Below are 24362 nucleotides of genomic sequence, written 5' to 3' on the forward strand. Positions count from 1 at the left end.
GGGAGGTAAACACCATGGGCACGCACATATTCAGCGGGGGCGAAGGCGCGATCACGCAGGTGGCCGACGGCTGGACGTTCGATCCTTGGACCTACGTCAAGCTCAAGCCCAGCGGCAAGCAGGGCACCGCCTGGCACCGCAACAACAGCAAGGCCATCCAGATCCCGCTGGGCACCATCCATGAACACGGCACCGACATGTCTAACCGCTACGGCGCCATGGACCAGGGCCAGCACGATCCCGCCAGCACCATCGTGGGCTGGTTCACCAATGTCCGTGACCGGGTGAACGAGCACGTCACCTACGTCAAATCCGTGGTGCACGAAGGCGGCGAGATGGTGGTCAACGGCGTGATCACCCTCACCAATTCCATCCTGAGCCAGCTGGCGCCCGAGACCCAGCAATTGATTCACAACACCACCGACGTGCTGGGCGGCATGACCGCGGCTCACTTCACGGACGCCGCCAAGGAGGAGATCGAACAGGCCATGGAGTTGCTGCAGGACCCGTCCACCTACACCGGACTGGCCCTGTCGATGGCGGCGTCCGCGGCCCAGGGCATTCCCGTGATCGGGCAGGTGATGGGGGGCGCCGTGGTGGCTGACCGGGCGCTCGCGATGGGCGAGGCGGGCGTCGCCGCCGCGCAGGAACTCAAGGCCATGATGGACACCTGGAGTTCCCATATGACCGAGCCGCAGAAGGAGGCGGCGCGCAAGCAGTTTGCCAAATGGCTGCTGCACGGGGGCCTCGCGCTGCTGGCCGCCCTGGCGGGCAAGAAGTTCAAGACCAGCACCAAGAGCCAGGGCAAGAACGACACGCACGAGACCAAGGAACACAGCAACCGCCAGGATCCCAACGGCAAGGGCGGGTGCGAGTTGTGCGCCATCGGCGGGCCGGTCATCCTCTCCAGCGGCCAAAAACTCATGGACGAGACCGACTTCACCCTGCCCGGCCCTTCCCCTGAGCTCGCCCTGGTCTGGCGCCGCCGCTACCGCTCGGGGCTCGCCGAGGACGGCCCCTGGGGCCGCGGCTGGAGCCATCCGATGGCGCAGGAGCTGCGCCTGTCGGCCGACGGCATGGTGCTGCTCGACGAGGCGGGCCGCCATGTGCCGTTGCCCCACGTCGCCCTGGGCGGCGAATGGTTCGACCCGTATGAGAAGTTCACCGTGCGCCACCCGGAGGACGGCCTGTGGGTGATCGCGCACAAGGGCGGACTGGAGCACCACTACCGCCAGCAGGCGCCCGAGCAGTGGCGCTTGCCCCTGGCACGCTTGCAGGATGCGAACGGCAATGCCGTGGCGCTGCACTGGGTGGCGGGTGACGCCGATGCAGGCACGGGCGAGGTGCTGACCTGGAGCGCACGGCAGGCCCGCGAACAGGCCATGGCCGATGGCGCTGCGAGCGCAGGGAGTTTCTCTTCGCCCTTCGCCTCCCCCTTCGCACGACCGCGCCTCGTCGGCCTGTCCGATTCCGCAGGACGGCAGTTGCGCCTGACCTGGACCCCGGCCACCGGGGCACCGTCACCCGACGATCCCCTGCGCGGTGCGCGCCTGTCCACGGTGGAGTTGCGGGTGCCGGGCCACACCGGCAGCCAGTTGCTGGCGTCCTACGACTACGACGCGCAGGGCCAGTTGGTCGCCACGCAGCACGGCACCCAGCCGTACCGCCAGTACGCCTGGCGCTCGGGCGTACTGGTGGGCTACCGCAAGGCCAGCGGCCACCGCTACTTCGCCCAGTACGACGCGGAAGGCCCGCACGGCCGCGTGCTGCGTTCATGGTGCGCCGATGCCCCCATCCCCGGCCAGGACGACGACCGCTTCACGTATCTGCCCCACGAGCGCATCACCCGCCACACCGACGGGCTGGGCCGCGTGACGGCGTACCACTGGGATGCGCGCTTCAACATCGTGGCCACCGTCACCGCCGAGGGCACGCCCGAGGAGTTGCGCGAGGCAACGCCGTTCGATGCCACCGGCACCCCACGGGGCAGCATCGACCCGCTGGGCCGGCGCACCACGCTGCGCCATGACGCACGCGGCAACGTGGTGCAACTCGTCAATGCGCTGGGGCAGTCCACGGCGCTGGAATACGACGCGATGGACCGGGTGACCACGCTGCGCGATGCCATGGGCTTCGAGTGGCGGCGTGCCTACGACGCGCAGGGCAATCTGGTGCGGATGACCGACCCGCTAGGGCAGACCACGGCCTACCAGTACGACGGCCTGGGCCGGCCGGTCGAGGTGACCGACGCCCAGGGCGGCACCAAGCAATTGCGCTGGGACGAGGCGGGCAATCTGGTGGCCTATACCGATTGCTCGGGCCGCACGACACGCTTCGGCTACGAGGCGCGGGGCCTGCCGGTGCTGCGCACGGACGCGCTGGGGCACAGCACCTACTACCAGTACGACAGCGCGGGGCGGCTGGTGCGCGTGGTGGAGCCGGTGGCCGCTCAGGCGGCAGCGCCCGGCACGGGCGTGGGGGCCGCCCCCGTGACCGCGATCCACCGATACGAGTGGAACGGCGAAGGCCATCTGCTGGCCTATGCCGATCCGCTGGGGGCCATCACCCGCTACACCTACGACGGCGTAGGCCGTCCCCTGACCCGCACCGACGCGGCCGGCCGCACCCTTGCCTACCACTACGACCGCGCGGGTCGCCTGATCGCCCTGGATAACGAGAACCGCGCGCAGACCACCTTCCGCTACAACCTGCGCGACCAGCTCACCGACGAGATCGGATTCGACGGTCGCTGGCAGCGCTACGTGTACAACGCGGCGAGCGAACTCACCCATCTGATCGAGGCGGGCGGAACCGATGCCGGGCCGGGCAAGGTCACGCACTTCGAGCGCGATGCGCTGGGCCGCCTGCTGGCCAAGCGATCAGCGGGCTCGGATGGCACAGCAGCGGTCGATGAAACGATCTATCGCTACGACGCGCTGGGGCGACTCACGCAGGCGAACAATGGCGCGGCCCACCTGGCCTTCGCCTACGACCCCGTGGGACAACTCCTGAGCGAGACGCAGACGCTCATCGGCCAGGGCGGTCCCGGTCTGCCAGCGCGACCGGGCCGCGCCCCAACCATTGGCCGTCAGGACATGCAGCGCAGCTTGCGCCACCAGTACGACCCGCTGGGCAACCGCACGCAGACGCTGCTGCCCGATGGGCGCACGCTGAACTGGCTGTTCTATGGCTCCGGCCATCTGCACCAGATCAACATCGCGCTGCCCGGACAGGAAGGCGCGCACCAGGTCATCGCCGACATGGAGCGCGACTCGCTGCACCGCGAAGTGGAACGCAGCCAGGGGGCGGTCTCCAGCCAATACGAGTACGACCCGGCCGGGCGGCTGGTGCACCACCGGGCCGGTTACCGACCCAGCGGCAACGTGCAAAACAGCCGGGCGAGGACGGTGCTGGAGCGGGTCTATGCCTACGATCTCTCGGGCCAGCTGGTGGCGCGGGGCGACACGCTGCGCGGGCGACAGGACTTCCGCTACGACCCCACGGGCCGCATCCTGGCCGCCCTGCCGGGGGCCGGCAGCCACCAGCCGCGGGAGCTATTCGCCTTCGATCCGGCGGGCAATCTGCTGGATGGCAATGAGGCGCAGGTGGGGCGGCACCATGCCGCCGATGGCCGCGGGGGCCTGGGCGTGGTGGGGGACAACCGCCTGCGCTTCTACCAGGACCTGCACTTCGAGTACGACGTGCACGGCAATGTGACGAAGCGCACGCGGGGTAATCAAAAAGCGGGGCACCATGAGGTGGTCCAGCTGCGCTGGAATGCCGATCACCAACTGGTGGAGGCCAGCACCACGCGCCATGGGGTCACTCAGACCACGCGATATGCCTATGACGCCCTGGGGCGGCGCGTCACCAAGGCGGACGCCTTCGGCACCACGCACTTCCTGTGGGACGGCGATCAGTTGGTGCACAGCCAGCGGGGAGGCAAGGAGGCGCTGTTCGTGTACGAGCCATCCAGCTTCGTGCCGCTGGCGACGGTGCAAGGGACGCAGGACGACCGCCAGACCTACTGGTATCAGTGCGACCAGATCGGCGCGCCGCTGGAGTTGACGGATGCGCAGGGGCAAATCGCCTGGGCGGCGGATTACAAGGTCTGGGGAGAGGCCACATTGCGGCCCGTGGCAAGGACGGGGACCGATGACGGCCCCACCCGCCGCCGCATGGGGAATGGGCCGGGGGTGGATTGGAGCGACGGTGCCAGCGCCCGTTCGTCCGCTCCGCCGCCCATCGAGCAACCCTTCCGTTTCCAGGGCCAGCAGTTCGATGAGGAAACCGGGCTGCATTACAACCGTTTCCGGTATTACGATCCGGCTGTGGGCAGGTTTGTGAGCCAAGATCCGATTGGGTTGCAAGGCGGTAGCCATCTGTCAATTTACGCACCCAATCCAATTAGTTGGCTTGATCCTTTGGGACTCTTCGGGAAAAATGCGTTAGCCAACTACAAACATAACCCCGATGGAACGTTGAAAAGTGCAACCGCAAAAATAAGACCAGAAGACTTAGGAACCGGATCAGCAACCAATGCATCATCCCGGGCTAGAGCACGTGCATTTGGCTGCCCAAATGACGACGCAGGCCACGCAATTGGTAATCAACTCGGTGGTGATGGGGGCGTTAACGGGGTTTTTCCTCAAACCCCGGGAATAAATCGAGGTCAGTTCCGTGATTTTGAGGGATTTCTGGCCGATTCAGTAAGGGGAGGCGACAATGTAATTGTTAGAGTTGTTCCGCAATACAATAACGGATCGACTAGGCCAGACTCGATACTATATCAAGCAAGAATCAATGGCAAAACCATGGCGCAAGTGTTCAAAAACCCGTGTTGCTGCAAATAGTGGAGCATATTAATGACACCTGAACAAACCATAAATGCATACCTATCCGAACTTCTTAAGTGGGAGACTGAGCATTATTCAAAAATCAGAACAACGGAATATCGGAATAATTTGGAAAATGAACAATTGCTGGAGGATGGAAGAGCAAGGGGAGTTCTTGAGGGAATAATAAATTGCTTTCTTACAAAAAAGGCAATCCTTGCTCTAGGACAGTCGGCATTGATCACTATGAGAGTTGGGCATCCACCTGTTTATGATCAGTCCATAATTGACACAAAAGAGGAAGGGCGTAAATCTTATGTAATTTGCAAGTCAAATAACGGAGCGCTGCTGGGCTCTGTCATTCGATATACTCTTCTGCAAGAAGGATCATCATGGAAAATAGATCAAATACACGCTAGCCGAGATCAGATCACTTGGAGAAAAAATAACTCTATATAGCGCGACCAAGATAGAAGAGATGCTCAACGGAAGCGCTGCTGTGTTGGTCGGTATCGAGCATGCCAGCCCCGTCCCGCCATCCACCTTGCGCTTCGCCCTTGTCAGCCCAGCAGCCATCCGCTATGCATTCAATAGCAACCGAGCCAATCAGCACTAGGGCATCTGGCAACTTTCATCCTTTTCCTTGGTGTGCGTGATTCCATCAATCCGCCTTCGCTCCTGAATCGATAGCATCCAAGACATATTCCACTTGGGCAGCGGCTCTAAAACACCCTCACCCGCCTTCCCACTCTTTTCTTCCCTCCTTCCGCTTTTTCCCCTTTTCCTTTCCAGTCCATGGGCACGCACACCTTCAGCGGCGGCGAAGGCGCGACCACGCAGGTGGCCAGCTGCTGCCCGATGGGCGCACGCTGAACTGGCTGTTCTATGGCTCCGGCCATCTGCACCAGATCAACATCGCGCTGCCCGGACAGGAAGGCGCGCACCAGGTCATCGCCGACATGGAGCGCGACTCGCTGCACCGCGAAGTGGAACGCAGCCAGGGGGCGGTCTCCAGCCAATACGAGTACGACCCTGCGGGACGGCTGGTGCACCACCGGGCCGGTTACCGACCCAGCGGCAACGTGCAAAACAGCCGGGCGGGGACGGTGCTGGAGCGGGTCTATGCCTACGATCTCTCGGGCCAGCTGGTGGCGCGGGGCGACACGCTGCGCGGGCGACAGGACTTCCGCTACGACCCCACGGGCCGCATCCTGGCCGCCCTGCCGGGTGCCGGCAGCCACCAGCCGCGCGAGCTGTTCGCCTTCGATCCAGCGGGCAATCTGCTGGATGGCAGTGAGGCGCAGGTGGGGCGGCACCATGCCGCCGATGGCCGCGGGGGCCTGGGCGTGGTGGGGGACAACCGGCTGCGCTTCTACCAGGACCTGCACTTCGAGTACGACGTGCATGGCAATGTCATCAAGCGCACGCGGGGCAACCAGAAGGCGGGGCACCATGAGGTGGTCCAGTTGCGCTGGAATGCCGATCATCAGTTGGTGGAGGCCAGCACCACGCGCCATGGCGTGACGCAGACCACGCGGTATGCCTATGACGCCCTGGGGCGGCGCGTCACCAAGGCGGACGCCTTCGGTACTACGCACTTCCTGTGGGATGGCGATCTGATGGTGCTCAAGGAACGGGGCGGTAACGGGGCGCTGTTCGTGTACGAGCCATCCAGCTTCGTGCCGCTGGCGACGGTGCAAGGGACGCAGGACGACCGCCAGACCTACTGGTATCAGTGCGACCAGATCGGCGCGCCGCTGGAGTTGACGGATGCCCAGGGGCGCATCGCCTGGGCGGCGGACTACAAGGTCTGGGGGGAGGCTACGCTGCGGCCCGTGGCGAGAACGGGGACCGATGACGGCCCCACCCGCCGCCGCATGGGCAACGGGCCGGGAGTGGACTGGAGCGAGGGTGCCAGTGCCCGTTCATCTTCCCCGCCGCCCATCGAGCAACCCTTCCGGTTCCAAGGGCAGCAGTTCGATGAGGAAACCGGGCTGCATTACAACCGCTTCAGGTATTACGATCCGGCTGTGGGCAGGTTTGCTAGCCAAGATCCTATTGGACTATTTGGCAACGCCAATACTTATTCTTACGCACCCAGCAGTTCAAAATATGTTGATCCTCTAGGGCTAGCCCCATTTAAACCATGCCCTTGTGTGTGCAGAAATATCTTGGCGCAAATGCAAGGCAATGGTCGTGAATATGGGACATACGCAGCCGTACCTCCGGACTCACACCATATAATACAAAATGCGGCCGCCCAAAACATACCGGGATATAGTAGGAGCAAGGCTCCCGCTGTTCAATTGGGAGGAAGATCAACAACAATAGGCTCAGAGCATTACATTGCCACGCAAGTCCAACGTCAAGCCGGTGGGGGCACCTATGCGGCTGAGAGGCGAATAGGATATAAGGCAATTCGCAGAGCAGGACTTTCAGAACAGGAATCAAAATGCTTATTCATGATGCATGTTGACCCTCATTTCAACGGCCTCGGTGTTAACGGCTCTACAACCACTAGAATTCCTGGAAACAGATAATGATCATCAAAGAAATACCAAATGCAAAAGATCAAATAAAAAGAATAATTCAGCAAATTTGTCAAAATGACATTGCCAGTTTAGAAGAAGCCGAATTACTCGATGACAAAGAATCACGACCAGGAATCGAAGATTTTATAGAAGACTATCTTTCAAATCCACGAAACTCATTAAAAAACTTCGATCCACCACCAGAAGATGAGATAAGTAAATCAGAAACGAGAAAAGGATGGAATGAGTTCGATATTTTGGCTGATATCGATTTGTGGGCCAACCATCAAAAAACAGATGCGACAGCTATATTTCGCATAAGAATAGATCCATCCAGCAAGACCTCCACAGTTAAGCTTTACGATCTAAGAGTTTTATAATTAACAATAGAAAACTTAGCCTCCCGAAGCCTGGTTTTAAGCGCTGTATTGGGTATAAAAATATGCGCCGTTCAGGACTTACTGAAGAGCAATCAAAATGCGCCATGATGGAGGCCGACAACCACTTATTAAGCCTTGGGCTTAACCCATCAACAGTCACAACCATTCCCGGAAATCGACAACCATGAAAATCAATTTGGAAAAAGCAAAATCCGAAGTAATTTTACTTGGGAAGTCTTTTTTTGAAGGAAATAAAAATCTTCTTAAAAAACATTTCAACCTCAGTGATGAGTTAATAGAAGAAGGCTTTGAGCAACTAAAAATATCTACCAAAGATTGCTATAAAGACCTTTCCCCCCCGCCTACAACTTGCGACTTCTCAATAGAAGAAGACGACGACGATGAAGAGAATGAGAGCGCTCCCTTAAGGATATATAAACTTGATACGGGAGGCTGGGGTTACGAAATGGACATTTTTCGATCGGAAAGAAAAACAGACGTCACAATGAGGGGGGAATATCCAACAGACTTCAATGAGAATGGAAATATTAAATTTCATCTCTTTGAGGTTATGTGATTTACAAAAAACCAGACATAACCAACGCACACGGGAACCTCTCAAAACCTCCGAATTTGCAAGTTTGATCGTCGTCGCTCATTGATTTATAAGGGCACCGAAGGGCTGGAATCGGGGTTTGAGAGGTTCCCACACGACTGCCGCGCAGCGACGCACCTTCACGCGTAAGGTCAAAAAAAATCTGCATAGGGGCAGCCCACATCAGCAACTTCGCACAAATTGCAACAATTTTCCGGAATCTTTGACAATCTCCAAAAACTCACTCCTTTAAAATTTCATTGGGATGTTCTCAATAAAATTAGGGAGGTGATATGGAGAGAATGAATCCGAGGCCCCATGCCATTTCGCGCCGCGTTGCGCTGGCGCTCTGTCTTGCAAATTCCGGATTACCCTTTGCCGCCGCCGCGAAGGAAGAATTTCCAAACAAGCCGGTTCGTTTGATTTCCCCGTTTCCGGCCGGTGGCTCCACTGACATTCTGGCGCGCCTGCTTTCCAAGCACATGTTTCCCGTCAGCGGGCAGGCCTTGGTCGTCGAGAATGTGCCCGGCGCTGGCGGTAATGTGGGAGCGGCCCTGGTCGCCCGCTCACCCGCCGATGGCTACACCCTCGAAATCGGTGCCATGTCCACGCATGCGATGAACGGCAGCATCTACAAGAACCTGTCGTTCGATCCCATGAACGATTTCGACACGGTGGCCTTGCTGGCCTATGCGATCAATGCGGTGGCCATCTCGGCCAGCATGCCGGTGCGCACCTTCCCGGAACTGCTGGCCTACATCCGCGCCAATCCTGGCAAGGTCAACTATTCGACCGGGGGCATTGGCACCCACAACCATCTCACGGTCGCACTGCTGGCGAAGACCGCCGGTCTGGACATCGTTCATGTGCCTTACAAAGGCGGTGGCCCTGCCGTGGCGGCATTGGTTCAGGACGAATGCCAGTTGTATGCAGGCGGGGCCTCGCTGCTGCTGCCCCACGCCCAGGCGGGCAAGGTGCGCCTCGTTGCCGTGACCGAGAAGACCCGTTCGGAGTTGCTGCCGGACCTTCCCAGTGTTTCGGAAACGCTCAAGGGGTTCGAGGTAACCAACTGGTATGGCGCTTTCGCACCGCGCGGGCTGGAGGCCAGCCGCCGCGCCCTGCTCAACCAGGAGATCCATCGCGTCATCGCGCTGCCAGAAGTGGCCGAGCGGCTCAAGGGACTGGGCATGGTGCATGCCTCCCTGTCGCCGCTGCAAGTGCGCGACGTGCTACAGGCCGATCACGACCTCTGGTCACGCACCATCCAGTCGCTGCGGATCGCCAGCGAGTGAGGTGCCGCGTTCACGCAGTGGGCCTGGGATGGTTCACGGCGATGCCCTGTCCAGCGCTGTCGAACAACATGCATCCTCCAAGACGCGCGTGCGGGTCAGCGCATGCGATTCCTGCGATTTCTCACCCATGACGCAAGCTGCTTACCCAAAGGTCTATGCCCTCACGCCCAGGTTCTACAAGGGTATGCTGGTGCGCTGGTCCGTCATGCTGGTGCGGCAGGGCCGGCGCTTTCAGGGCGAGTTCGCGGTTGCCGATCACGGCGGCGTGGAAGACGCCAAGGCGGCGGCACTTGCGTACCGCGATGAATTGCTGCGGACCATCCGCCCCTTGAGCCGGCGAGAGTTCAGCGCCATCGTCCGCAAGAACAACACCTCCGGAGTACCAGGCGTGTCTCGGAGTGTTGAGCCGGCAGGGGGTCGCTGGTCGGCCACGGTGTATCTGTCCAACGGCAAATCACAGCGCCGATCCTTTGCAGTGAAGAAGTTCGGCGAGGAGCGTGCCAAGGAGCTGGCGATCGAGGCCAGGCACCAGATGCTCCAAACCGTGGATGGGTGGATGGTTCGCCATCCTGACGGTGAACCTCGCCGAGGCCATGAACTCCCCGACATGGATCGTTCGGCCATTCCCCGCCTTCGCAAGGACCGCAGTGAGCGGTTGCCGCCACCGCATTCCCCCGAACGCCGCGTGTACCGCTATCGGTGGACGCGGACGATGCGCCGCGGCGGGGTGTGGACCGGCGAATACTGGGTCGCGGAGTATTCGACGTCCGACGGCAAGGTTCGGCGCAAGTGCTTTTCCGTGGGGCGCCATGGCGAGGAGGAGGCCATGCGGCTTGCGCTGGAGCAACGTCGGCAATGGGTGCTGAACCCGCCCCCGCCACAGGACCGGACCCGATAGCGCAAGGCCCGCCAATCGGGAGACCCGCCAGTTCGCTTTGTTGGTACATGGTGGGGGGACCGTGTGTTTGACTGGGTTTTCGGGCGCGATCTCCGCGCCGGGAAGATCGGAACGCACCATGCCGCACCCCCGCTTTGCTCGCTATCGCCGCCCCGCCCTCGCCCTTGTGGCCGGAACGCTGCTGGCCTCCTTGACGCTCTACATCGGGCTTCACCGTGGCGGCTCTGACGAGCACCGGGTTGCGGAAGACGCGCGCGGTGACGACCCGATGGAGGCCAGCGGCGGCCCCTGGGTGCATGGGCCCATGCAGGCGCGGTTCGCGCTCACCCTCTATGCGGACCTCGAATGCCCGTTTTGCAAGACCTACTATCCGGCACTGAAGGACTGGATCGACCGGCATCCCGACACCCGCCTGCAATGGCACCACCTTCCCTTGCCGACACACGAACCGGCGGCATCGAACCTGGCCGCGTTGGTCGAATGCGTGGGACAGGCCCATGGCCACAGCGGCTATTGGGACGCTGTGGCGTGGATTTACCGCAACACCCGTGGCGGCGGCCGGGGTCTGGAGGACGGCCTGCGCTATCCCGGCACCACGCCTGACGTTCAGGACTGCCTGGACAGCGGCCGGGGCCGCGCCGCCGTTCAGGCGCAAGCGGCGGCAGGGGCGCGCGAGGGCGTGGTCGCCACCCCGACCGTGCAGGTGACCGACACCCTCAGCGGGCAGTCTTTGCTGCTGCAGGGACAGGTCGAGGGCGACGCGCTGCTGTCGGCCCTGGATTTGATGGGCAGCGGCAATCCGGTTGCCTCGGACTCCCGATTGTTGGCTGACCCCGCCGCCGATTCGCAGTGAACTGCACGGTGCCATCCGAGGCATCCGTTGTGCGGGAGTTCACCATGCCCAGTGTTTTTGTTCGGCCAAGTTCAAACCTGCGGGGAGGTCCGTTGCTCACGGCGGCCATCGCTCTGGCCGGTGCCTTGGCATCGACCTTCACCCAGGCCGCAGAGGTGAAGGTCTTCACGCTGCAGTCGATGCCTTTGATCGGCGTTTCCCCGGAGGTGGCCGTGGTCCACCTTGATGCGGCCAGCCAGATCGAATCCCGCATCGGTGCCCAACTGCCGGCCAATCCAGAACGTGCGCAGACCATTGCGCGAGAACGCCTGGACCGAGGTGGCGAGGCGTTGCAGCGGGAACTGGCAGCGGCCTACCAGGGCGTGGCCGATGCCTGGAGCCTGGGGATCACCACCCTGCCCGCCGTGGTCGTGGACCGGCGCTACGTCGTCTATGGCGAGCCCGATGTGGCGAAGGCGTCCGCCCGCATCGCGGCCTACCGAAAGGCCCACCCATGAAACACCGACCTGCATGGCGCGCCGGGATCGCTGCCGCCCTCCTGGGCATGGCTTCGACCGCCTTGGCACTGGACACCGCCACCATCGCCTCGTCCGCCCTGTCACCGGATTGCCTGGAGTACCGGGTGGTGGGCATCTGCTACTGGCTGCGCTGCTCGAAGTCGGGCTGCTCGGTGCGCACCTCGGTGAAGGTCCGTCACTACGTGCCGGATGCCGTCGTGTCGAGCTATGCCAACACGGGCGAGAACCCGTGGGTCGAGGTGCGTGCGATGGGCATGCCCAATCCCACCGCAGTCGCGGGCGGCGACGGCACGACCAACCAGAGCAACGAGAACAATCTCTCCAAATTCAAGAACGCCGATGTGATCGGCCATCCGGGCGGATCGCTGTTCGGCCGTTTTGCCAGTGCCTCCGGTGTTAGCTGCGAGGGCGCGGGCACGGCCTTCATGCCCTATCTGATCAGCACGCTCGATACCGTGGCCTGGCGCTACAACGTGCCCGAAGCGGTCTATCCTGAAGCACTGATCCCCGGCATGCGGGAGATCGGCGCTCGCACCACCCTCAATCTATGGGGTGCGGTCTATCCGCGGGGCGGTTTCCTGCACCAGACGGACGACCACAAGAGCGGATCCGTGGTGGCCCAGCGGGCCGGCGATGTCGTCACGCGGCGCGGGCAGCCGCATGTCTATCAGCCGATGCTCTCCACGCCGCGCGCCGGTTACTGGCCTGCCGGTGAGCTCATCGAAGGCAATGCCTCCACGGGCAAGTGGCAGGAACTGACCCCTGTCCTGTCGCCCACCTGTGAGGTGTTCCCTCACTCGAATACCCGGGTGCAGGCCCCGCGTGGCGACTACGCCTGGGCGCTGTGGCGCCCCTATAGCTGCTGCCAGCGGCGGGGCCAGGTGTTCCTGGGCAGCGTGGATTTCAACGGTGGAGGCTTGCGGCCATGACGGTTTCTCATTCGACGCGCACGTTCGCCCTGGTCATAGCGATGGCGGTGGCCTCTCTCCATGTCGGCGCGGTGGCTCAGAGCGCCGATAAGGCTGGCGAGTACGGCTTGCAGCGCCAGGGCAGCGTGATCGGGGACGATGTGCTCTACAGCATCGGCGGGGGGCGCGCAGTGTCCATGACCAGTGCCGCCCAGATGCGCTCGATCGGGGTCGGGATCGGCTGGAACAGCAATCTCATTTGCGGCGACATGAACATCGCGACCACGATCCAGAACCAGCTCAATGGGGTCACCAACGGGTTCCAGACCATCATGTCGTCGGTGATCCAGAACGCCACCAGCGCGGTGGCGTCGCTGCCGGCGCTGATCATCCAGCGCGCCGATCCGGGCCTGTACAACCTGCTGACCAACGGGGTGCTGCAGGCGCGGCTGGATTTCGACCGCTCGAAGGCGACGTGCCGCGGGATCGCGAACCGGATGGCGGACATGGCGGGCGGCCAGTTGGGCTGGGGCCAGCTGGCCGAAGGCATGGCCCTCAAGAAGGCCGTGGCCAGCACCGATGCGGTTTCGGCCATCGACGAGGCGGAACGCCATCGGGGCAAGGACGGCGTGCCCTGGGTGGGCGGGCGCAATGCCGGCGGTGCCGGCCAGGCTCCGATCCGGGTGGTCGCGGACGTGACGCGCGCGGGCTACAACCTGGTGAACGGGCGCGGGGTCGAGGACACCTCGCCCATCGATGCCGCTGGCTGTGGCAACCGGCTGGCCTGCGAGACCTGGTCGTCTCCGCAAGCGGCGGTCGAATGGGCCACCCGGGTGCTGGGCGAGCAGGAACAGCGCACTTGCGACAGCTGCACCAAGACCCAGACCGTGCCCGGCGTCGGCCTGACGCCCCTCATTCAGGAGGAATACGACACCAAGCTGCAGGTGCTGCAGGAATTGATTGCCGGTCGCCAGCCGACGAGCTTCGAGAACCTGCAAGCCGCGAGCAGCGGCTCGCTGCCCGTGACGCGGGGGGTGATCGAGGCGCTGCGCGACGAACCGGACCAGGACGTTCTGGCCCGGCGACTGGCCTCCGAAGTGGCCTTGGCGAGCGTGCTGGAGAAGGCGTTGCTGCTCCAGCGCACGTTGCTGACCGGGCGGATGGAGCCCAACGTGGCCGCCAACGAACTGGCCCAGCAGGCGGTAGGCCAGGACAGCGACCTTTTGGACCGCGAGATCCGCAATCTCAAGACGGAACTGGAGTTGCGCCGCGAGCTCGCGAACAACGCGCCCATGGCCATCATCCAGCGCCACGGCACGCGTGCGGCGGGATCGCGCGGCATCTATCAGGGCGACCCGACGCGCAACCGGCTCGATCAACTGCAACAGCCACCCCCGCGTGGGGGCACGCCATGATGCCCGCCTGGCTGCGACTGCGCTGGCTGCCGGGTCGGCGGGCCGCAGTGGCGCTGCTGTGGGCGGCGGCAGTGATCGCGGTCGCCGTCGTCGCCAATCTGGTGGGCATCCGGATGCTCGGCAGCATCAACCAGTGGGACCGCTGGCTCCAGGAGCAGGCGGTGTGGTTTTTCGCATGGCGGCTGGCGCTGTATGCGGTGACCGGCTGGGGATGGGTGTGGATGCGCAGGCGTCTGTGCGCCCGCGAGCCGGACGGCAACGCGCACCAGCGGTTCCTGCGTGCCGAAATCGCCGCGGCCATGGCGCTGGTGGCACTGGAATGCAGCCTGCTGCTGCAGGCACGCTGACACCGGAGGGATCGGCCCATGACGCTCTACACGACGGACTATCTGGAGTATTACCTGACGCTGGTGGGCTGGCTGGTCCACAACGGTATCTGGAACGTGCTGGTCGCCAGCGGCGTGTTCGCGATCCCGTTCCTGACCATCGTGATCCAGGAGTGGCTCAAAGCACGCTCCGAAGGGGCCGACGAGGGCAACAAGGGGGTGTTGAGCGCCCTGCGGATCGAGAACCGGGTGTTCGTGGCGATCGTGGTGGTGCTGTTCGGGGGCATCCCGTTCATCGATGTGGATCTGTCCACGATCCGCTTCGACGCGTCGCGCTCGACCCAGTGCCAGACGACGGTGCCCACGCCTGCACAGACGGGCTGGAGCCAGTCGTTCACGACGCTGAACGAGCAGTCGGCGAAGGTGCCGGTGTGGTGGTTCTTCCTGCATTCGATGAGCAAGGCGGTGACGGGCGCGGCGGTGGCGGCGATTCCCTGCGGCACGGATTTGCGGCAGATGCGGATGGAAGTGGATGCCACGCGCATCGACGATCCGGTGCTGGCCCAGGAGGTGGCGGATTTCTCGAAGGATTGCTACGGGCCGGCGCGGGCGCGGTTGTTCATGCAGCGGCCCGATCTGGACGCGGCGCAGGGCAACGAGGTGACCTGGATCGGTTCGCGGTTCTTCGTGGACACGGCGGGGTATTACGACCGCTATCGGTCGCGCACGCCGCGCGAGGGATGGCCCTACGAGGCCGAGCGGGATGCGGGCCTGGCCGAAGTCGCCAGCGGCGGGGGCTACCCGACGTGCCGCCAGTGGTGGTCGGATAGTGAGAGGGGTCTGCGGGCGCGGCTCCTGGCCCAGGTGAGCCCGAGCCTGCTCACGCGGCTGGCCAACTATGCGGGGTTCGTGCCCCGCAGCGAGCTGGACGATTCGGTGATCCGGGCGATTGCGGCACCCCGCCAGCAGAAGCTGAACCAGGGGGAGGTGTACACGGACTATGGCGGGCAGATCGACAAGACGTTCTTCAACGATCTGGCGCGCGGGGCGGGCAACGTGGGGCTCGCCCTGGGTGCGCCGGGCTTCTTCCCGGCGATGGATGTGCTGCGCCAGGCCCTGCCCATGGTGCTGTCGCTGCTCAAGATGGCGCTGGTGATCTGCATGCCGATGGTGCTGGTGATCGGCACCTACGACCTCAAGGTGCTGATGACGAGCAGTTGCGTGTTCTTCGCGCTGTACTTCGTGGATTTCTGGTTCCAGCTGGCCCGGTGGATCGACAGCACGATCCTGGATGCGCTCTATGGCTGGGGCTGGGGGTGGAACCGCCCGATGAAGAACTTCAATCTCGCGATGGGGCTGGACAATGCGTTCGGCGACATGCTGCTGAACTTCGTGATGGCGACGATGTTCGTCGTGCTGCCGGGGGTTTGGGTAGCAGCATTAGGTTGGGCTGGCGTCAGGGCTGGAAACTTTGTTCAGATGATGACGATGGCGACCGATGGAGCCAAAGGCGCGGGAGCGAAAGCGGCAGGAGCTATCTCTTTGAAGTAACCGTAGAGGCGATTAATTCTCTTCATAGGGATCGCCGATGTCGATGCGAATGTCTCCCCTGTACAAACCGAAACCGTCAACGCCCGTGCGCCACTCGGTTCTTTCATCACTATCGAAACCACCCACACTTGCGGTCCAAGCGAACGCAACGATACATCCAAGCAGCAAAGCGAGCCAGAAGGATAGGTAGGCGATGCCGCCAACCGTCAGTAACCTCAGCATCCAAACCACCGCCCTGGTGCCACCGGCCGGCATGCCATGTTCAACCAACCATATTGCTGCCCCATGCTCTTTGCGGGCATAGCTGCGCCAGGCATGAGACGCACCTCTGCCCAGCCGGTAGGTCCATCCAAAAGTGTGTGACTGCGTGGTCATGGTCATCCTCCTTCGCCGTCCGAACCGTCAGCTTCCCCACGGATTGATCACCTGGATGCCACAGTCCAGGAAGTCCTTGACGTTGCGTGTCGCCAAACTGGCTCCCCGCGATTTTGTGATTGCCGCGATCATGGCGTCAAACTGGCTGATAGGCTTTCCTGCCGCCTTGCGTGATGCAGAGATTTCCGCATAGGCATCAGCGGCATCGTCGTCGAAGCCGAGGATCTGCCCAGCCATGTCCGTGACGAAAATTCCTTTGACGGCCTCCAACAAAGCCGTCTTTCGTTGCCCATCCGGCAATACATGCACACCATAGAGTAGTTCTGCACGCGATATGGTGGTCGTGAAGAGTGCAGAGCGGCGCTGCCGGTCGAGCCAGGCCATAGGCACATCTTCCGGAGCCGCCCGCAGAGTCTCCGACAGGACGTTGGTATCGAGAACGATCATGCGCCGAACTCTGGCGGCACGCGGATGGCTTCACGTGCTGGCAATTCTATTTCCACACCTCCGAGACCCTCCACACGTGCCCTGATGGCTTGCACCAGCGAAGGCGCGCGTTCCGGCTCTTTGGACAGAGCGGCACGCAGGATGTCCCGGGCTTCTTCCTCCATGGAGCGGCCATGGATGGCGGCCTGGATACGGAGCCGTCCCTTGAGCTGCTCATCAATGTTCCGAATGGTCATCGTTGTCATCATTGCATCACCTCGTTAGTCAATGACTGCAATTTAGTCGTTGATTGAAATGAACGCAACCGGCTGACGTGTTCGAGACCAGTTCGTGGGTTGACTGCACGCCGCTTTCTTCAAAGATTTGCACGGGACGACGCGATATACCAAAAGGATGAGGGCAAAAGGCAAGGGAATGGGGCCGAAGGGGAATGGCCCTACCTGCAAAAGGAAAAGGCCCATCCGCCACCCCCAACTCCAGGGATCGCATGTTCGCGCTGTTCCAACGAAAACGCCCTCCGCCACCCGCGCAGGCCCTGCACCAGGACGCTGCGCCAAAAGGAAAAGGGCTGACCCGCCCCGAGCCCGCCGCGTCGCTGCTCGCCACCCCGCGCCGGCAAAAGCTGCTGGAACACATCTGGCAGCGCACCTCACTCTCACGAAAGCAGTTCACCACGCTGTACCAGGGCCCCCTGGAGCGCTATGCCGAGCTGGTCCAGCAGTTCCCCGCGTCGGAAAGCCATCACCACGCGTACCCCGGCGGCATGCTCGATCATGGCCTGGAGATCGTCGCCTACGCGCTCAAGCTGCGGCAGTCGCACCTGATGCCAGCGGGTGCGACACCCGAGGACCAGGCAGCACAGGCCGAAGCCTGGACGGCCGCCACCGCCTACGCGGCCCTGCTGCATGACATCGGCAAGATCGCCGTCGATCTGGACGTCGAGCATGCGGACGGCAGCGCCTGGCATCCCTGGCATGGTCCTTTGCGCAAGCCCTACCGCTTCCGGTATCGCAAGGACCGGGAATACCGACTGCACACCGCCGCGGCGGGCCTGCTCTATCGCCAGTTGCTGGACCGCGAAATCCTTGACTGGCTCAGCGGATATCCGACCCTGTGGGCCGCGCTGCTGTATGTGCTGGCGGGCCAGTACGAGCATGCCGGCGTGCTGGGGGAAATCGTGACGCAGGCCGATCGCGCTTCGGTCGCCCAGGAACTGGGCGGCGATCCCGGCAAGGCGATGGCCGCACCCAAACACGCCCTGCAGCGCAAGCTCCTGGACGGCCTGCGTTACCTGCTCAAGGAAGAACTCCGGCTGAACCAGCCCCAGGCTTCGGACGGGTGGCTGACGCAGGAGGCGTTATGGCTCGTCAGCAAAACCGTGTCGGACAAGCTGCGCGCGCACTTGCTGTCACAGGGCATCGATGGCATTCCGGCCAACAACACCGCCGTCTTCAACGTCCTCCAGGACCACGGCATGCTGCAGCCCACCGCGGATGGCAAAGCCATCTGGAAAGCGACGGTGACCAGCGACGCGGGGTGGTCTCATGCCTTCACGCTCCTGCGGCTTGCGCCGGCGCTGATCTGGGAGGGTCACGAACGACCCGAGCCGTTCGCGGGCTCGGTAGAGGTGGTGCTGGACGAACCGGCATCGTGCCAGGAAACGCCAACCGCAGAACCGGAAAACTCGCACGCCGTTCCCGTCTCCGGTCCATCGCCATCAATTGCTGCAGCGTCATCCCTGACGAAAAACTCGCCTGTGCTGCCCCCAGGCGACGGCGTGGATGCGCTCCTGGCCTTGATGGAAACCCCGGCAGTCGAACCCGTTGCAACCGAAGCAGCGAAAGCACTGTCGCAACCGACCCCAAGGAACCCGCCCACGGACAGCAGCCCCGAGCCGTCACGCACCCCAGGAACAGCCGTACAGGCACCATCGGGCGAGGACTTCATGGACTGGCTGCGTCGGCACATCGAGCGACGCACGCTCATCATCAATGATGCCAGGGCCTTGGTGCACACGGTCGCTGGCACCGCTTACCTTGTCAGCCCGGGCGTTTTCCAGCGCTATGCGCAGGAGCACCCGCACGTCGCAGTCCTGGCCAAGCAGGACCAGGTGGCCGATTGGCTGTGGGTGCAAAAACGCTTCGAGAAACTGCAGCTCCATCGCAAGCAGGACAGCGGCCTGAACATCTGGACTTGCGAGGTCACGGGGCCACGCAAGTCCCGGCGCTTGCATGGCTACATGCTGACGGAGCCGAAGCGGTTGTTCGAGGACGTGCCGCCCGACAACCCCTATCTGTCCAATCCCGTGAGCGAAGCGCCACCGGATGGCAGCGCCCGCAAGGAATTGGCGGGAAAGTCCGTCACCTAAGCCGACCATTGCGCGTTGGGCGCTTTCTCCTTCAAAGTGAAGCACACGGCCATGACGGCTTCATGGAAGTTTTGCGGTGTCACGGCCTGAACGGGGGCCAGCCCATCCAACAGGTCGTGCGGCTGTGAAAGCACCCGGTAAATCTCCCAGGGGTCGGCATCACCGGCATGCTTGAGAACCGCCTGGATGAGCCTGTGTTTGAGCGGGTCGAAATGCCAATCGGGAACCCGCTGGCCCAGGTTGCCCATGCTCAACGCGAGGATCTTCTTGTTGCTGATTTCGTAGCTGATCCAGCGGCGGGACTTGCCCGCCATTTTGGCGAACTCCGCAGCGGACAGGACATGCGGCGCATTGAAGATGTCCACCATCTCGTTGCGCTGGCGCTGGGCGTCGGACAACACGGACTGCTCCCGCGGGCCCGCGATGGCCGACAAGCGGCGCACCGTGTCCGGCACGGTTGGCGCAGTCTGAGGCGTACTGCTCACCAGCCGTACCGGCGTTGGTGCGATCGCCCCGCGCGCATCGTGGTGCGAGCGTTCATGCACAACTTCCGGGACGCCCTCCAGATGCAGGGTCAGGCGCATGCTGCCCGCTTCGACCTGATGCTGCTCGAACAGATCGAGCCGGTCCGCCCAGTCCTGCATCATGTGCCGACGTTGCTCCACATATTCCGCATGGTTGTAGGCGGCACTCACCTGATCGGGGTCGGTGTGGGAAAGCTGGGCATCGATCCAAACCTTCGGGTAACCGATTTCGTGCAGGGCCGTGGAAATGGTTCCCCGGATACCGTGGCCGGTCAGTTGGTCGGTGTAGCCCATGCGCTTGAGTGCGGCATTCAGCGTGTTTTCGCTGATGCGTTTTTTCAGGTCGCTGTAGTGGCAGAACAGGTACTTTTGCGCGGGCTTGAATTTCGCCAGCATGTGTCGGACGATCTCCATGGCCTGCACGGACAACGGCACGATGTAAGGGGGAATGTCGGCGGGACGCTTGCCCTCCTTGCGCATCTCCAACTGCAATTGCTTCACGACCTCGGGCGGGATGATCCACAGACCCTGATCGAGGTGGAACTGGTCCGGGGTCGCCAAGCGCAATTCCCCCGTCCGCACCCCGGTCAGCATCAGCAATCGCAGTCCGAGCTGGGTTTGCAGTCTGCCGTGGTATTTGCGCAGACGCTGCAGCATCGCGGGCAACTCGGCCATGCGCAGGAACGGGTTATGGCGAACCGGAGGCTGCGGCATGGCCACGACATCCAGATCGAACGCCGGGTTCTGTTGCAGTCCGGGCACGACGATCAGGGCGTAGCGAAACAACTGGCGCAGCCATGTGCGCACTTTCTCGGCAACGCTCAGGGCCTTGCGCCGCTCGATCTTGGCAACGACCTCCAACAGGTCAGGCCGCTGGATTTCGTAGATGGGCGTTTTTCCGAGGGTGGGCAGAACATCGTTGTCGAAAACCCGTTTGATCTGCGAGAGCGTCGTTTGACGGCCTTCCTTGAGGCTCAAAGAACGATGGATGACCCACTTGTCGAAGACAGCTTTGAAGGTGTTCTCGTCCGCCAGGCGCACGGCTTGGCGCTTTTGCTTTCGATCCGAGCGGGGATTGATCCCCTTGGCCAGCAGGGCACGGGCTGCGTCGCGCAATGCACGGGCTTCTCGCAGCCCCACTTCCGGGTAGGTTCCGAGCGACATGCGTTTTTGCTTGCCGACCCAGTAGTAACGGTAGTGCCATGCCTTGCCCCCGGTCGGAGAGACTGCGAGGCAAAGCCCGTCGATATCGCTGAGTGTGTAGGGTTTGCCGTTCGGCTTTGCGTTGCGGACGGCCATATCCGAGAGTGCCATGCTATCTCCTGAGCTTCGCGTCAGGGCTACATGCTTGTCTCTTTGGCCTCGCTCCTCCAGCAACAATCCGGTCTGCGCCGCGTCCGTATTGATGGACTTAAAAATGGACTTAAAAGTCCTGGATGCAGGCGGAATTCAATGGACGTCACTGGAATGAAAAAAGGGGCAAAAGCCCCTGTTTTCAACGACTTACAGACGTTAGTGGAAGTCTGTAGATCATAAATTGGAGCGGGAAAAGAGTCTCGAACTCTCGACCTCAACCTTGGCAAGGTTGCGCTCTACCAACTGAGCTATTCCCGCATGTCGCCGGATTGATTTTCACCAACCTAGCAAGACTCAAATTATAGCACCACTTTTAACCACTCAACCAGAACAACCGAATGTTCTTGTTCCGTGCATCAAATCCGCTTTCGCGATCAGTGCTGGAGGCGCGGGCCGGAGTCGAACCGACCTACACGGATTTGCAATCCGGTGCATAACCGCTTTGCTACCGCGCCAAACCTGCTTCCCTTGGCAAAAAGGGGAAGCTGTGCTTCCCCTTTTTTTGGAAATTGGAGCGGGAAAAGAGTCTCGAACTCTCGACCTCAACCTTGGCAAGGTTGCGCTCTACCAACTGAGCTATTCCCGCATTTACCGAAGCCTCACATTGTACAACGTTTGCATCGATGGGATGAATTGTAGCGCAATTTTTGGAGGCTTTCGACAAATTTCCATCAATGCTTCACAGAGCCTGCAGTAGTGGAAGTTTTTTCTTCAGGCGCAGGCACTGCCGCAGCGATTTCCTCATCGGTGAGCGCGATCGGTTTGCGCTCAAGCGCCACTTCCAGCACCTTGTCGATCCACTTCACCGGCACGATTTCCAGCCCGCTCTTCACGTTCTCGGGAATCTCCTGCAGGTCCTTGACGTTCTCTTCAGGGATCAAGACGGTCTTGATGCCACCGCGCAATGCAGCCAGCAATTTTTCCTTCAGCCCACCGATGGCCGTTACCTCGCCTCGCAAGGTGATTTCTCCGGTCATCGCCACATCGCCTCGCACGGGGATGCCGGTCAGCGCCGAAACGAAAGCGGTCGTCATGGCCGCGCCGGCGCTGGGCCCGTCCTTGGGCGTCGCACCGTCGGGCACGTGGATGTGGATGTCGCGCTTTTCGAAGGCCTCGTCCTTAATGCCGAGCATGCGGGAGCGACTGCGCACCACGGTTCGTGCCGCTTCCACCGATTCCTTCATGACATCGCCCAGCGAGCCGGTGCGCGTGATCACGCCCTTGCCGGGCATGGTGGCCGCTTCGATGGTGAGCAGATCGCCCCCCACTTCGGTCCATGCCAAGCCCACCACCTGCCCCACCTGGTTCTGCTGCTCCGCACGGCCATAGGTGTACTTGCGCACGCCAAGATAATCGGGGAGGTTGTCCGCGGTCACCACGACTTGCGGCGTCAGTTGCTTGAGCTGCAGTCCCTTGACGACCTTGCGGCAGATCTTGGACAACTCACGCTCCAGCGAACGCACCCCTGCTTCGCGCGTGTAGTAGCGAACCACGTCCCGCACCGCCGACTCGGTGACTTGCAGTTCCTCGTCTTTGACGCCGTTGTTGCCCATCTGCTTGGGCAGCAGGTACTTCATGGCGATGTTGGTTTTCTCGTCTTCGGTGTAACCCGACAGGCGGATCACTTCCATCCGGTCCAGCAGCGCCGGCGGGATGTTCATCGAATTGGAGGTGGCGACAAACATCACGTCGCTCAAATCGAAATCGACTTCGACGTAGTGGTCGCCGAACTTGTGGTTCTGCTCGGGATCGAGCACTTCCAGCAGGGCGCTCGAAGGGTCACCCCGGAAATCCGTACCCAGCTTGTCGATTTCGTCCAGCAGGAACAGCGGATTGCGCGTACCGACCTTATTCAGGCTCTGCAGCACCTTGCCGGGCATGGCGCCGATATAGGTCCGGCGGTGACCGCGGATCTCCGCTTCGTCACGCATACCGCCCAACGCCATGCGCACGTATTTACGCCCGGTCGCCTTGGCAATCGACTGCCCGAGCGAGGTCTTGCCAACACCGGGTGGCCCCACCAGGCACAGAATGGGGGCCTTGACCTTGTCCACGCGCTGCTGCACCGCGAGGTATTCCAGGATGCGGTCCTTGACCTTGTCGAGGCCGTAGTGGTCTTCATTGAGCACGCCCTCGGCATTGGCAAGGTCGTGCTTGATCTTGGTCTTTTTGCTCCACGGCAACCCGGTGAGCACTTCGATGTAGTTGCGCACCACCGTGGCTTCGGCCGACATGGGCGACATGAGCTTGAGCTTCTTGAGCTCGCTGTCCGCCTTCTTGCGCGCGTCAGCGGGCATCTTTGCGAGCTTGATCTTCTTTTCGATCTCCTCGATGTCCGCGCCTTCCTCGCCCTCGCCCAGTTCCTTCTGAATGGCCTTGACCTGCTCGTTCAGATAGAAATCGCGCTGGTTCTTCTCCATCTGGCGCTTCACGCGGCCACGGATCTTCTTGTCGACATTGAGGATATCCACTTCGCGATCCAACTGCTCGAAAAGGTTTTCGAGGCGCAGCTTCACATCCGACAGGTCGAGCACGACCTGCTTGTTTTCCAGCTTGAGCGGCAGGTGGGCGGCAATGGTGTCCGCCAGACGCCCTGGATCATCGATGGCAGAGATCGAGGTGAGGATTTCCGGCGGGATCTTCTTGTTCAGCTTGACGTACTGATCGAACTGCTGCATCACGGCCCGGCGCAAGGCCTCGATCTCGCTGGGCTTGCTCTCGTCCTCCTGCGCTTCGACGGGAGCCACAGTCGCGGTGAAATGGGTTTCGTTATCCTGGATGGCGGAAACGAGCGCGCGCTGCTGCCCCTCGACCAGCACCTTGACGGTGCCATCGGGCAATTTCAGCATCTGCAGGATCGTGGAAACGCAACCCACGTCGAACATGTCCGAGACGAGGGGCTCGTCCTTGGCGGCGGTTTTCTGGGCGACCAGCATGATCCGCCGGTCGGCATCCATGGCCAGTTCCAGCGCCTTGATGCTCTTGGGGCGTCCCACGAACAGCGGGATCACCATGTGGGGGAAGACAACGACGTCGCGCAACGGCAGCAACGGCAGGTCGATGGGGGTGGCAGGCAGTGGGGTGTGTCCGGACATGGAAATCCTCATGAAGCTGCTTGGAATATGGTCCAACAGCGAGATTTTTCAACCCACCACGATCGCCGATGAAGCGAAGGCGATGGGTTGCAGGC

General features: G+C 62.0%; 20 protein-coding genes and 3 tRNA genes. 14 read left to right on the plus strand and 9 right to left on the minus strand.

All coding sequences use genetic code 11. From position 1 onward, the window contains the following. Positions 1–14: 14 nt before the first annotated feature. Both AVMA1855_RS06115 and AVMA1855_RS06120 read left to right on the plus strand, forming a co-directional pair. Entirely contained in the window at positions 15–4853 is a 4839-nt protein-coding gene (locus tag AVMA1855_RS06115; RefSeq protein WP_284425013.1) for an RHS repeat-associated core domain-containing protein, read from the plus strand. A 12-nt stretch (positions 4854–4865) separates the two neighbouring features. Beyond that, positions 4866–5294: an NTF2 fold immunity protein gene (locus AVMA1855_RS06120; protein WP_284425014.1), complete on the plus strand. Its 429-nt coding sequence runs from the start codon at positions 4866–4868 to the stop codon at positions 5292–5294. 263 nt (positions 5295–5557) lie between these two features. Here the strand turns inward: AVMA1855_RS06120 and AVMA1855_RS06125 are convergent, their stop codons facing one another. Continuing rightward, entirely contained in the window at positions 5558–5815 is a 258-nt protein-coding gene (locus AVMA1855_RS06125; RefSeq protein ID WP_284425015.1) for a hypothetical protein, read from the minus strand. A gap of 6 nt (positions 5816–5821) precedes the next feature. Here AVMA1855_RS06125 and AVMA1855_RS06130 point away from each other — a divergent pair, with 6 nt between their 5' ends. From AVMA1855_RS06130 to AVMA1855_RS06180, 11 genes are all read left to right on the plus strand, one after another. Next, positions 5822–7375, plus strand: a complete 1554-nt coding sequence (locus AVMA1855_RS06130; protein WP_284425016.1) for an RHS repeat-associated core domain-containing protein — start codon at positions 5822–5824, stop codon at positions 7373–7375. Then, positions 7375–7746 carry a hypothetical protein gene (locus AVMA1855_RS06135; protein WP_284425017.1) on the plus strand — a complete coding sequence of 124 codons (372 nt, stop codon included), beginning with the start codon at positions 7375–7377 and terminating at the stop codon, positions 7744–7746. Before AVMA1855_RS06130 ends, AVMA1855_RS06135 begins: the two co-directional genes overlap by 1 nt. Before the next feature lie 184 nt (positions 7747–7930). After that, positions 7931–8323, plus strand: coding sequence for a hypothetical protein (locus tag AVMA1855_RS06140; RefSeq protein ID WP_284425018.1), 393 nt, complete (start codon positions 7931–7933; stop codon positions 8321–8323). Positions 8324–8643: 320 nt separating this feature from the next. Then, complete coding sequence (locus AVMA1855_RS06145; protein WP_284425019.1) at positions 8644–9633, plus strand: Bug family tripartite tricarboxylate transporter substrate binding protein; 990 nt, start codon at positions 8644–8646, stop codon at positions 9631–9633. Positions 9634–9760: 127 nt separating this feature from the next. After that, a complete protein-coding gene (locus AVMA1855_RS06150) occupies positions 9761–10531 on the plus strand; it encodes an AP2/ERF family transcription factor (RefSeq protein ID WP_284425020.1) in 771 nt (256 codons plus the stop codon). Between the two features lie 118 nt (positions 10532–10649). Further along, positions 10650–11384, plus strand: coding sequence for a DsbA family protein (locus AVMA1855_RS06155; protein WP_284425021.1), 735 nt, complete (start codon positions 10650–10652; stop codon positions 11382–11384). 44 nt (positions 11385–11428) lie between these two features. After that, positions 11429–11881 carry a TIGR03757 family integrating conjugative element protein gene (locus AVMA1855_RS06160; protein WP_284425022.1) on the plus strand — a complete coding sequence of 151 codons (453 nt, stop codon included), beginning with the start codon at positions 11429–11431 and terminating at the stop codon, positions 11879–11881. Then, on the plus strand, positions 11878–12831 hold the full coding sequence (locus tag AVMA1855_RS06165; RefSeq protein ID WP_284425023.1) for a TIGR03756 family integrating conjugative element protein: 954 nt from the start codon (positions 11878–11880) through the stop codon (positions 12829–12831). Before AVMA1855_RS06160 ends, AVMA1855_RS06165 begins: the two co-directional genes overlap by 4 nt. After that, entirely contained in the window at positions 12828–14225 is a 1398-nt protein-coding gene (locus AVMA1855_RS06170) for an integrating conjugative element protein (protein WP_349817091.1), read from the plus strand. The genes AVMA1855_RS06165 and AVMA1855_RS06170 overlap by 4 nt, the downstream gene beginning before the upstream one ends. Beyond that, a complete protein-coding gene (locus tag AVMA1855_RS06175; RefSeq protein WP_284425024.1) occupies positions 14222–14572 on the plus strand; it encodes a hypothetical protein in 351 nt (116 codons plus the stop codon). The genes AVMA1855_RS06170 and AVMA1855_RS06175 overlap by 4 nt, the downstream gene beginning before the upstream one ends. 18 nt (positions 14573–14590) lie before the next feature. Then, on the plus strand, positions 14591–16102 hold the full coding sequence (locus AVMA1855_RS06180) for a conjugal transfer protein TraG N-terminal domain-containing protein (protein ID WP_284425025.1): 1512 nt from the start codon (positions 14591–14593) through the stop codon (positions 16100–16102). A gap of 12 nt (positions 16103–16114) precedes the next feature. On the opposite strand, the gene AVMA1855_RS06185 is transcribed toward AVMA1855_RS06180, so the two are convergent. The 3 genes from AVMA1855_RS06185 to AVMA1855_RS06195 are packed head-to-tail and all read right to left on the minus strand — an operon-like array spanning position 16115 to position 17169. After that, positions 16115–16477, minus strand: coding sequence for a DUF3742 family protein (locus AVMA1855_RS06185; RefSeq protein ID WP_284425026.1), 363 nt, complete (start codon positions 16475–16477; stop codon positions 16115–16117). Positions 16478–16504: 27 nt separating this feature from the next. Then, the gene (locus AVMA1855_RS06190; protein WP_284425027.1) at positions 16505–16924 is read right to left on the minus strand and encodes a type II toxin-antitoxin system VapC family toxin; all 420 of its coding nucleotides are present in this window, start codon (positions 16922–16924) and stop codon (positions 16505–16507) included. Then, positions 16921–17169 carry a FitA-like ribbon-helix-helix domain-containing protein gene (locus AVMA1855_RS06195; protein WP_272548433.1) on the minus strand — a complete coding sequence of 83 codons (249 nt, stop codon included), beginning with the start codon at positions 17167–17169 and terminating at the stop codon, positions 16921–16923. Before AVMA1855_RS06195 ends, AVMA1855_RS06190 begins: the two co-directional genes overlap by 4 nt. 242 nt (positions 17170–17411) lie before the next feature. On the opposite strand from AVMA1855_RS06195, the gene mobH reads away from it, so the two are divergent. After that, positions 17412–19292 carry a MobH family relaxase gene (gene mobH / locus AVMA1855_RS06200; protein ID WP_284425028.1) on the plus strand — a complete coding sequence of 627 codons (1881 nt, stop codon included), beginning with the start codon at positions 17412–17414 and terminating at the stop codon, positions 19290–19292. On the opposite strand, the gene AVMA1855_RS06205 is transcribed toward mobH, so the two are convergent. The 5 genes from AVMA1855_RS06205 to lon all read right to left on the minus strand — a co-directional run bounded on the left by AVMA1855_RS06205 (position 19289) and on the right by lon (position 24267). Next, positions 19289–21130, minus strand: a complete 1842-nt coding sequence (locus AVMA1855_RS06205; protein ID WP_284425029.1) for a tyrosine-type recombinase/integrase — start codon at positions 21128–21130, stop codon at positions 19289–19291. The two genes, mobH and AVMA1855_RS06205, sit on opposite strands and share 4 nt — an antisense overlap. Before the next feature lie 224 nt (positions 21131–21354). After that, positions 21355–21430, minus strand: a tRNA-Gly gene (locus tag AVMA1855_RS06210). A 123-nt stretch (positions 21431–21553) separates the two neighbouring features. After that, positions 21554–21627, minus strand: a tRNA-Cys gene (locus tag AVMA1855_RS06215). Between the two features lie 55 nt (positions 21628–21682). Next, positions 21683–21758, minus strand: a tRNA-Gly gene (locus AVMA1855_RS06220). 85 nt (positions 21759–21843) lie between these two features. Further along, positions 21844–24267, minus strand: a complete 2424-nt coding sequence (gene lon / locus AVMA1855_RS06225; RefSeq protein ID WP_284394767.1) for an endopeptidase La — start codon at positions 24265–24267, stop codon at positions 21844–21846. Positions 24268–24362 lie beyond the last annotated feature (95 nt).

Source organism: Acidovorax sp. SUPP1855 (assembly GCF_030158955.1).
Lineage (GTDB): Bacteria > Pseudomonadota > Gammaproteobacteria > Burkholderiales > Burkholderiaceae_C > Paracidovorax.

What these genes read in the sequence shown, in the direction of transcription:
- AVMA1855_RS06115 (WP_284425013.1), top strand. Translation starts at nt 15, where the DNA reads ATGGGCACGCACATATTCAGCGGGGGCGAAGGCGCGATCACGCAGGTG.
- AVMA1855_RS06120 (WP_284425014.1), top strand. Translation starts at nt 4,866, where the DNA reads ATGACACCTGAACAAACCATAAATGCATACCTATCCGAACTTCTTAAG.
- AVMA1855_RS06135 (WP_284425017.1), top strand. Translation starts at nt 7,375, where the DNA reads ATGATCATCAAAGAAATACCAAATGCAAAAGATCAAATAAAAAGAATA.
- AVMA1855_RS06140 (WP_284425018.1), top strand. Translation starts at nt 7,931, where the DNA reads ATGAAAATCAATTTGGAAAAAGCAAAATCCGAAGTAATTTTACTTGGG.
- AVMA1855_RS06145 (WP_284425019.1), top strand. Translation starts at nt 8,644, where the DNA reads ATGAATCCGAGGCCCCATGCCATTTCGCGCCGCGTTGCGCTGGCGCTC.
- AVMA1855_RS06150 (WP_284425020.1), top strand. Translation starts at nt 9,761, where the DNA reads ATGACGCAAGCTGCTTACCCAAAGGTCTATGCCCTCACGCCCAGGTTC.
- AVMA1855_RS06155 (WP_284425021.1), top strand. Translation starts at nt 10,650, where the DNA reads ATGCCGCACCCCCGCTTTGCTCGCTATCGCCGCCCCGCCCTCGCCCTT.
- AVMA1855_RS06160 (WP_284425022.1), top strand. Translation starts at nt 11,429, where the DNA reads ATGCCCAGTGTTTTTGTTCGGCCAAGTTCAAACCTGCGGGGAGGTCCG.
- AVMA1855_RS06165 (WP_284425023.1), top strand. Translation starts at nt 11,878, where the DNA reads ATGAAACACCGACCTGCATGGCGCGCCGGGATCGCTGCCGCCCTCCTG.
- AVMA1855_RS06170 (WP_349817091.1), top strand. Translation starts at nt 12,828, where the DNA reads ATGACGGTTTCTCATTCGACGCGCACGTTCGCCCTGGTCATAGCGATG.
- AVMA1855_RS06175 (WP_284425024.1), top strand. Translation starts at nt 14,222, where the DNA reads ATGATGCCCGCCTGGCTGCGACTGCGCTGGCTGCCGGGTCGGCGGGCC.
- AVMA1855_RS06180 (WP_284425025.1), top strand. Translation starts at nt 14,591, where the DNA reads ATGACGCTCTACACGACGGACTATCTGGAGTATTACCTGACGCTGGTG.
- AVMA1855_RS06185 (WP_284425026.1), bottom strand. Translation starts at nt 16,477, where the DNA reads ATGACCACGCAGTCACACACTTTTGGATGGACCTACCGGCTGGGCAGA.
- AVMA1855_RS06190 (WP_284425027.1), bottom strand. Translation starts at nt 16,924, where the DNA reads ATGATCGTTCTCGATACCAACGTCCTGTCGGAGACTCTGCGGGCGGCT.
- AVMA1855_RS06195 (WP_272548433.1), bottom strand. Translation starts at nt 17,169, where the DNA reads ATGACAACGATGACCATTCGGAACATTGATGAGCAGCTCAAGGGACGG.
- mobH (WP_284425028.1), top strand. Translation starts at nt 17,412, where the DNA reads ATGTTCGCGCTGTTCCAACGAAAACGCCCTCCGCCACCCGCGCAGGCC.
- AVMA1855_RS06205 (WP_284425029.1), bottom strand. Translation starts at nt 21,130, where the DNA reads ATGGCACTCTCGGATATGGCCGTCCGCAACGCAAAGCCGAACGGCAAA.
- lon (WP_284394767.1), bottom strand. Translation starts at nt 24,267, where the DNA reads ATGTCCGGACACACCCCACTGCCTGCCACCCCCATCGACCTGCCGTTG.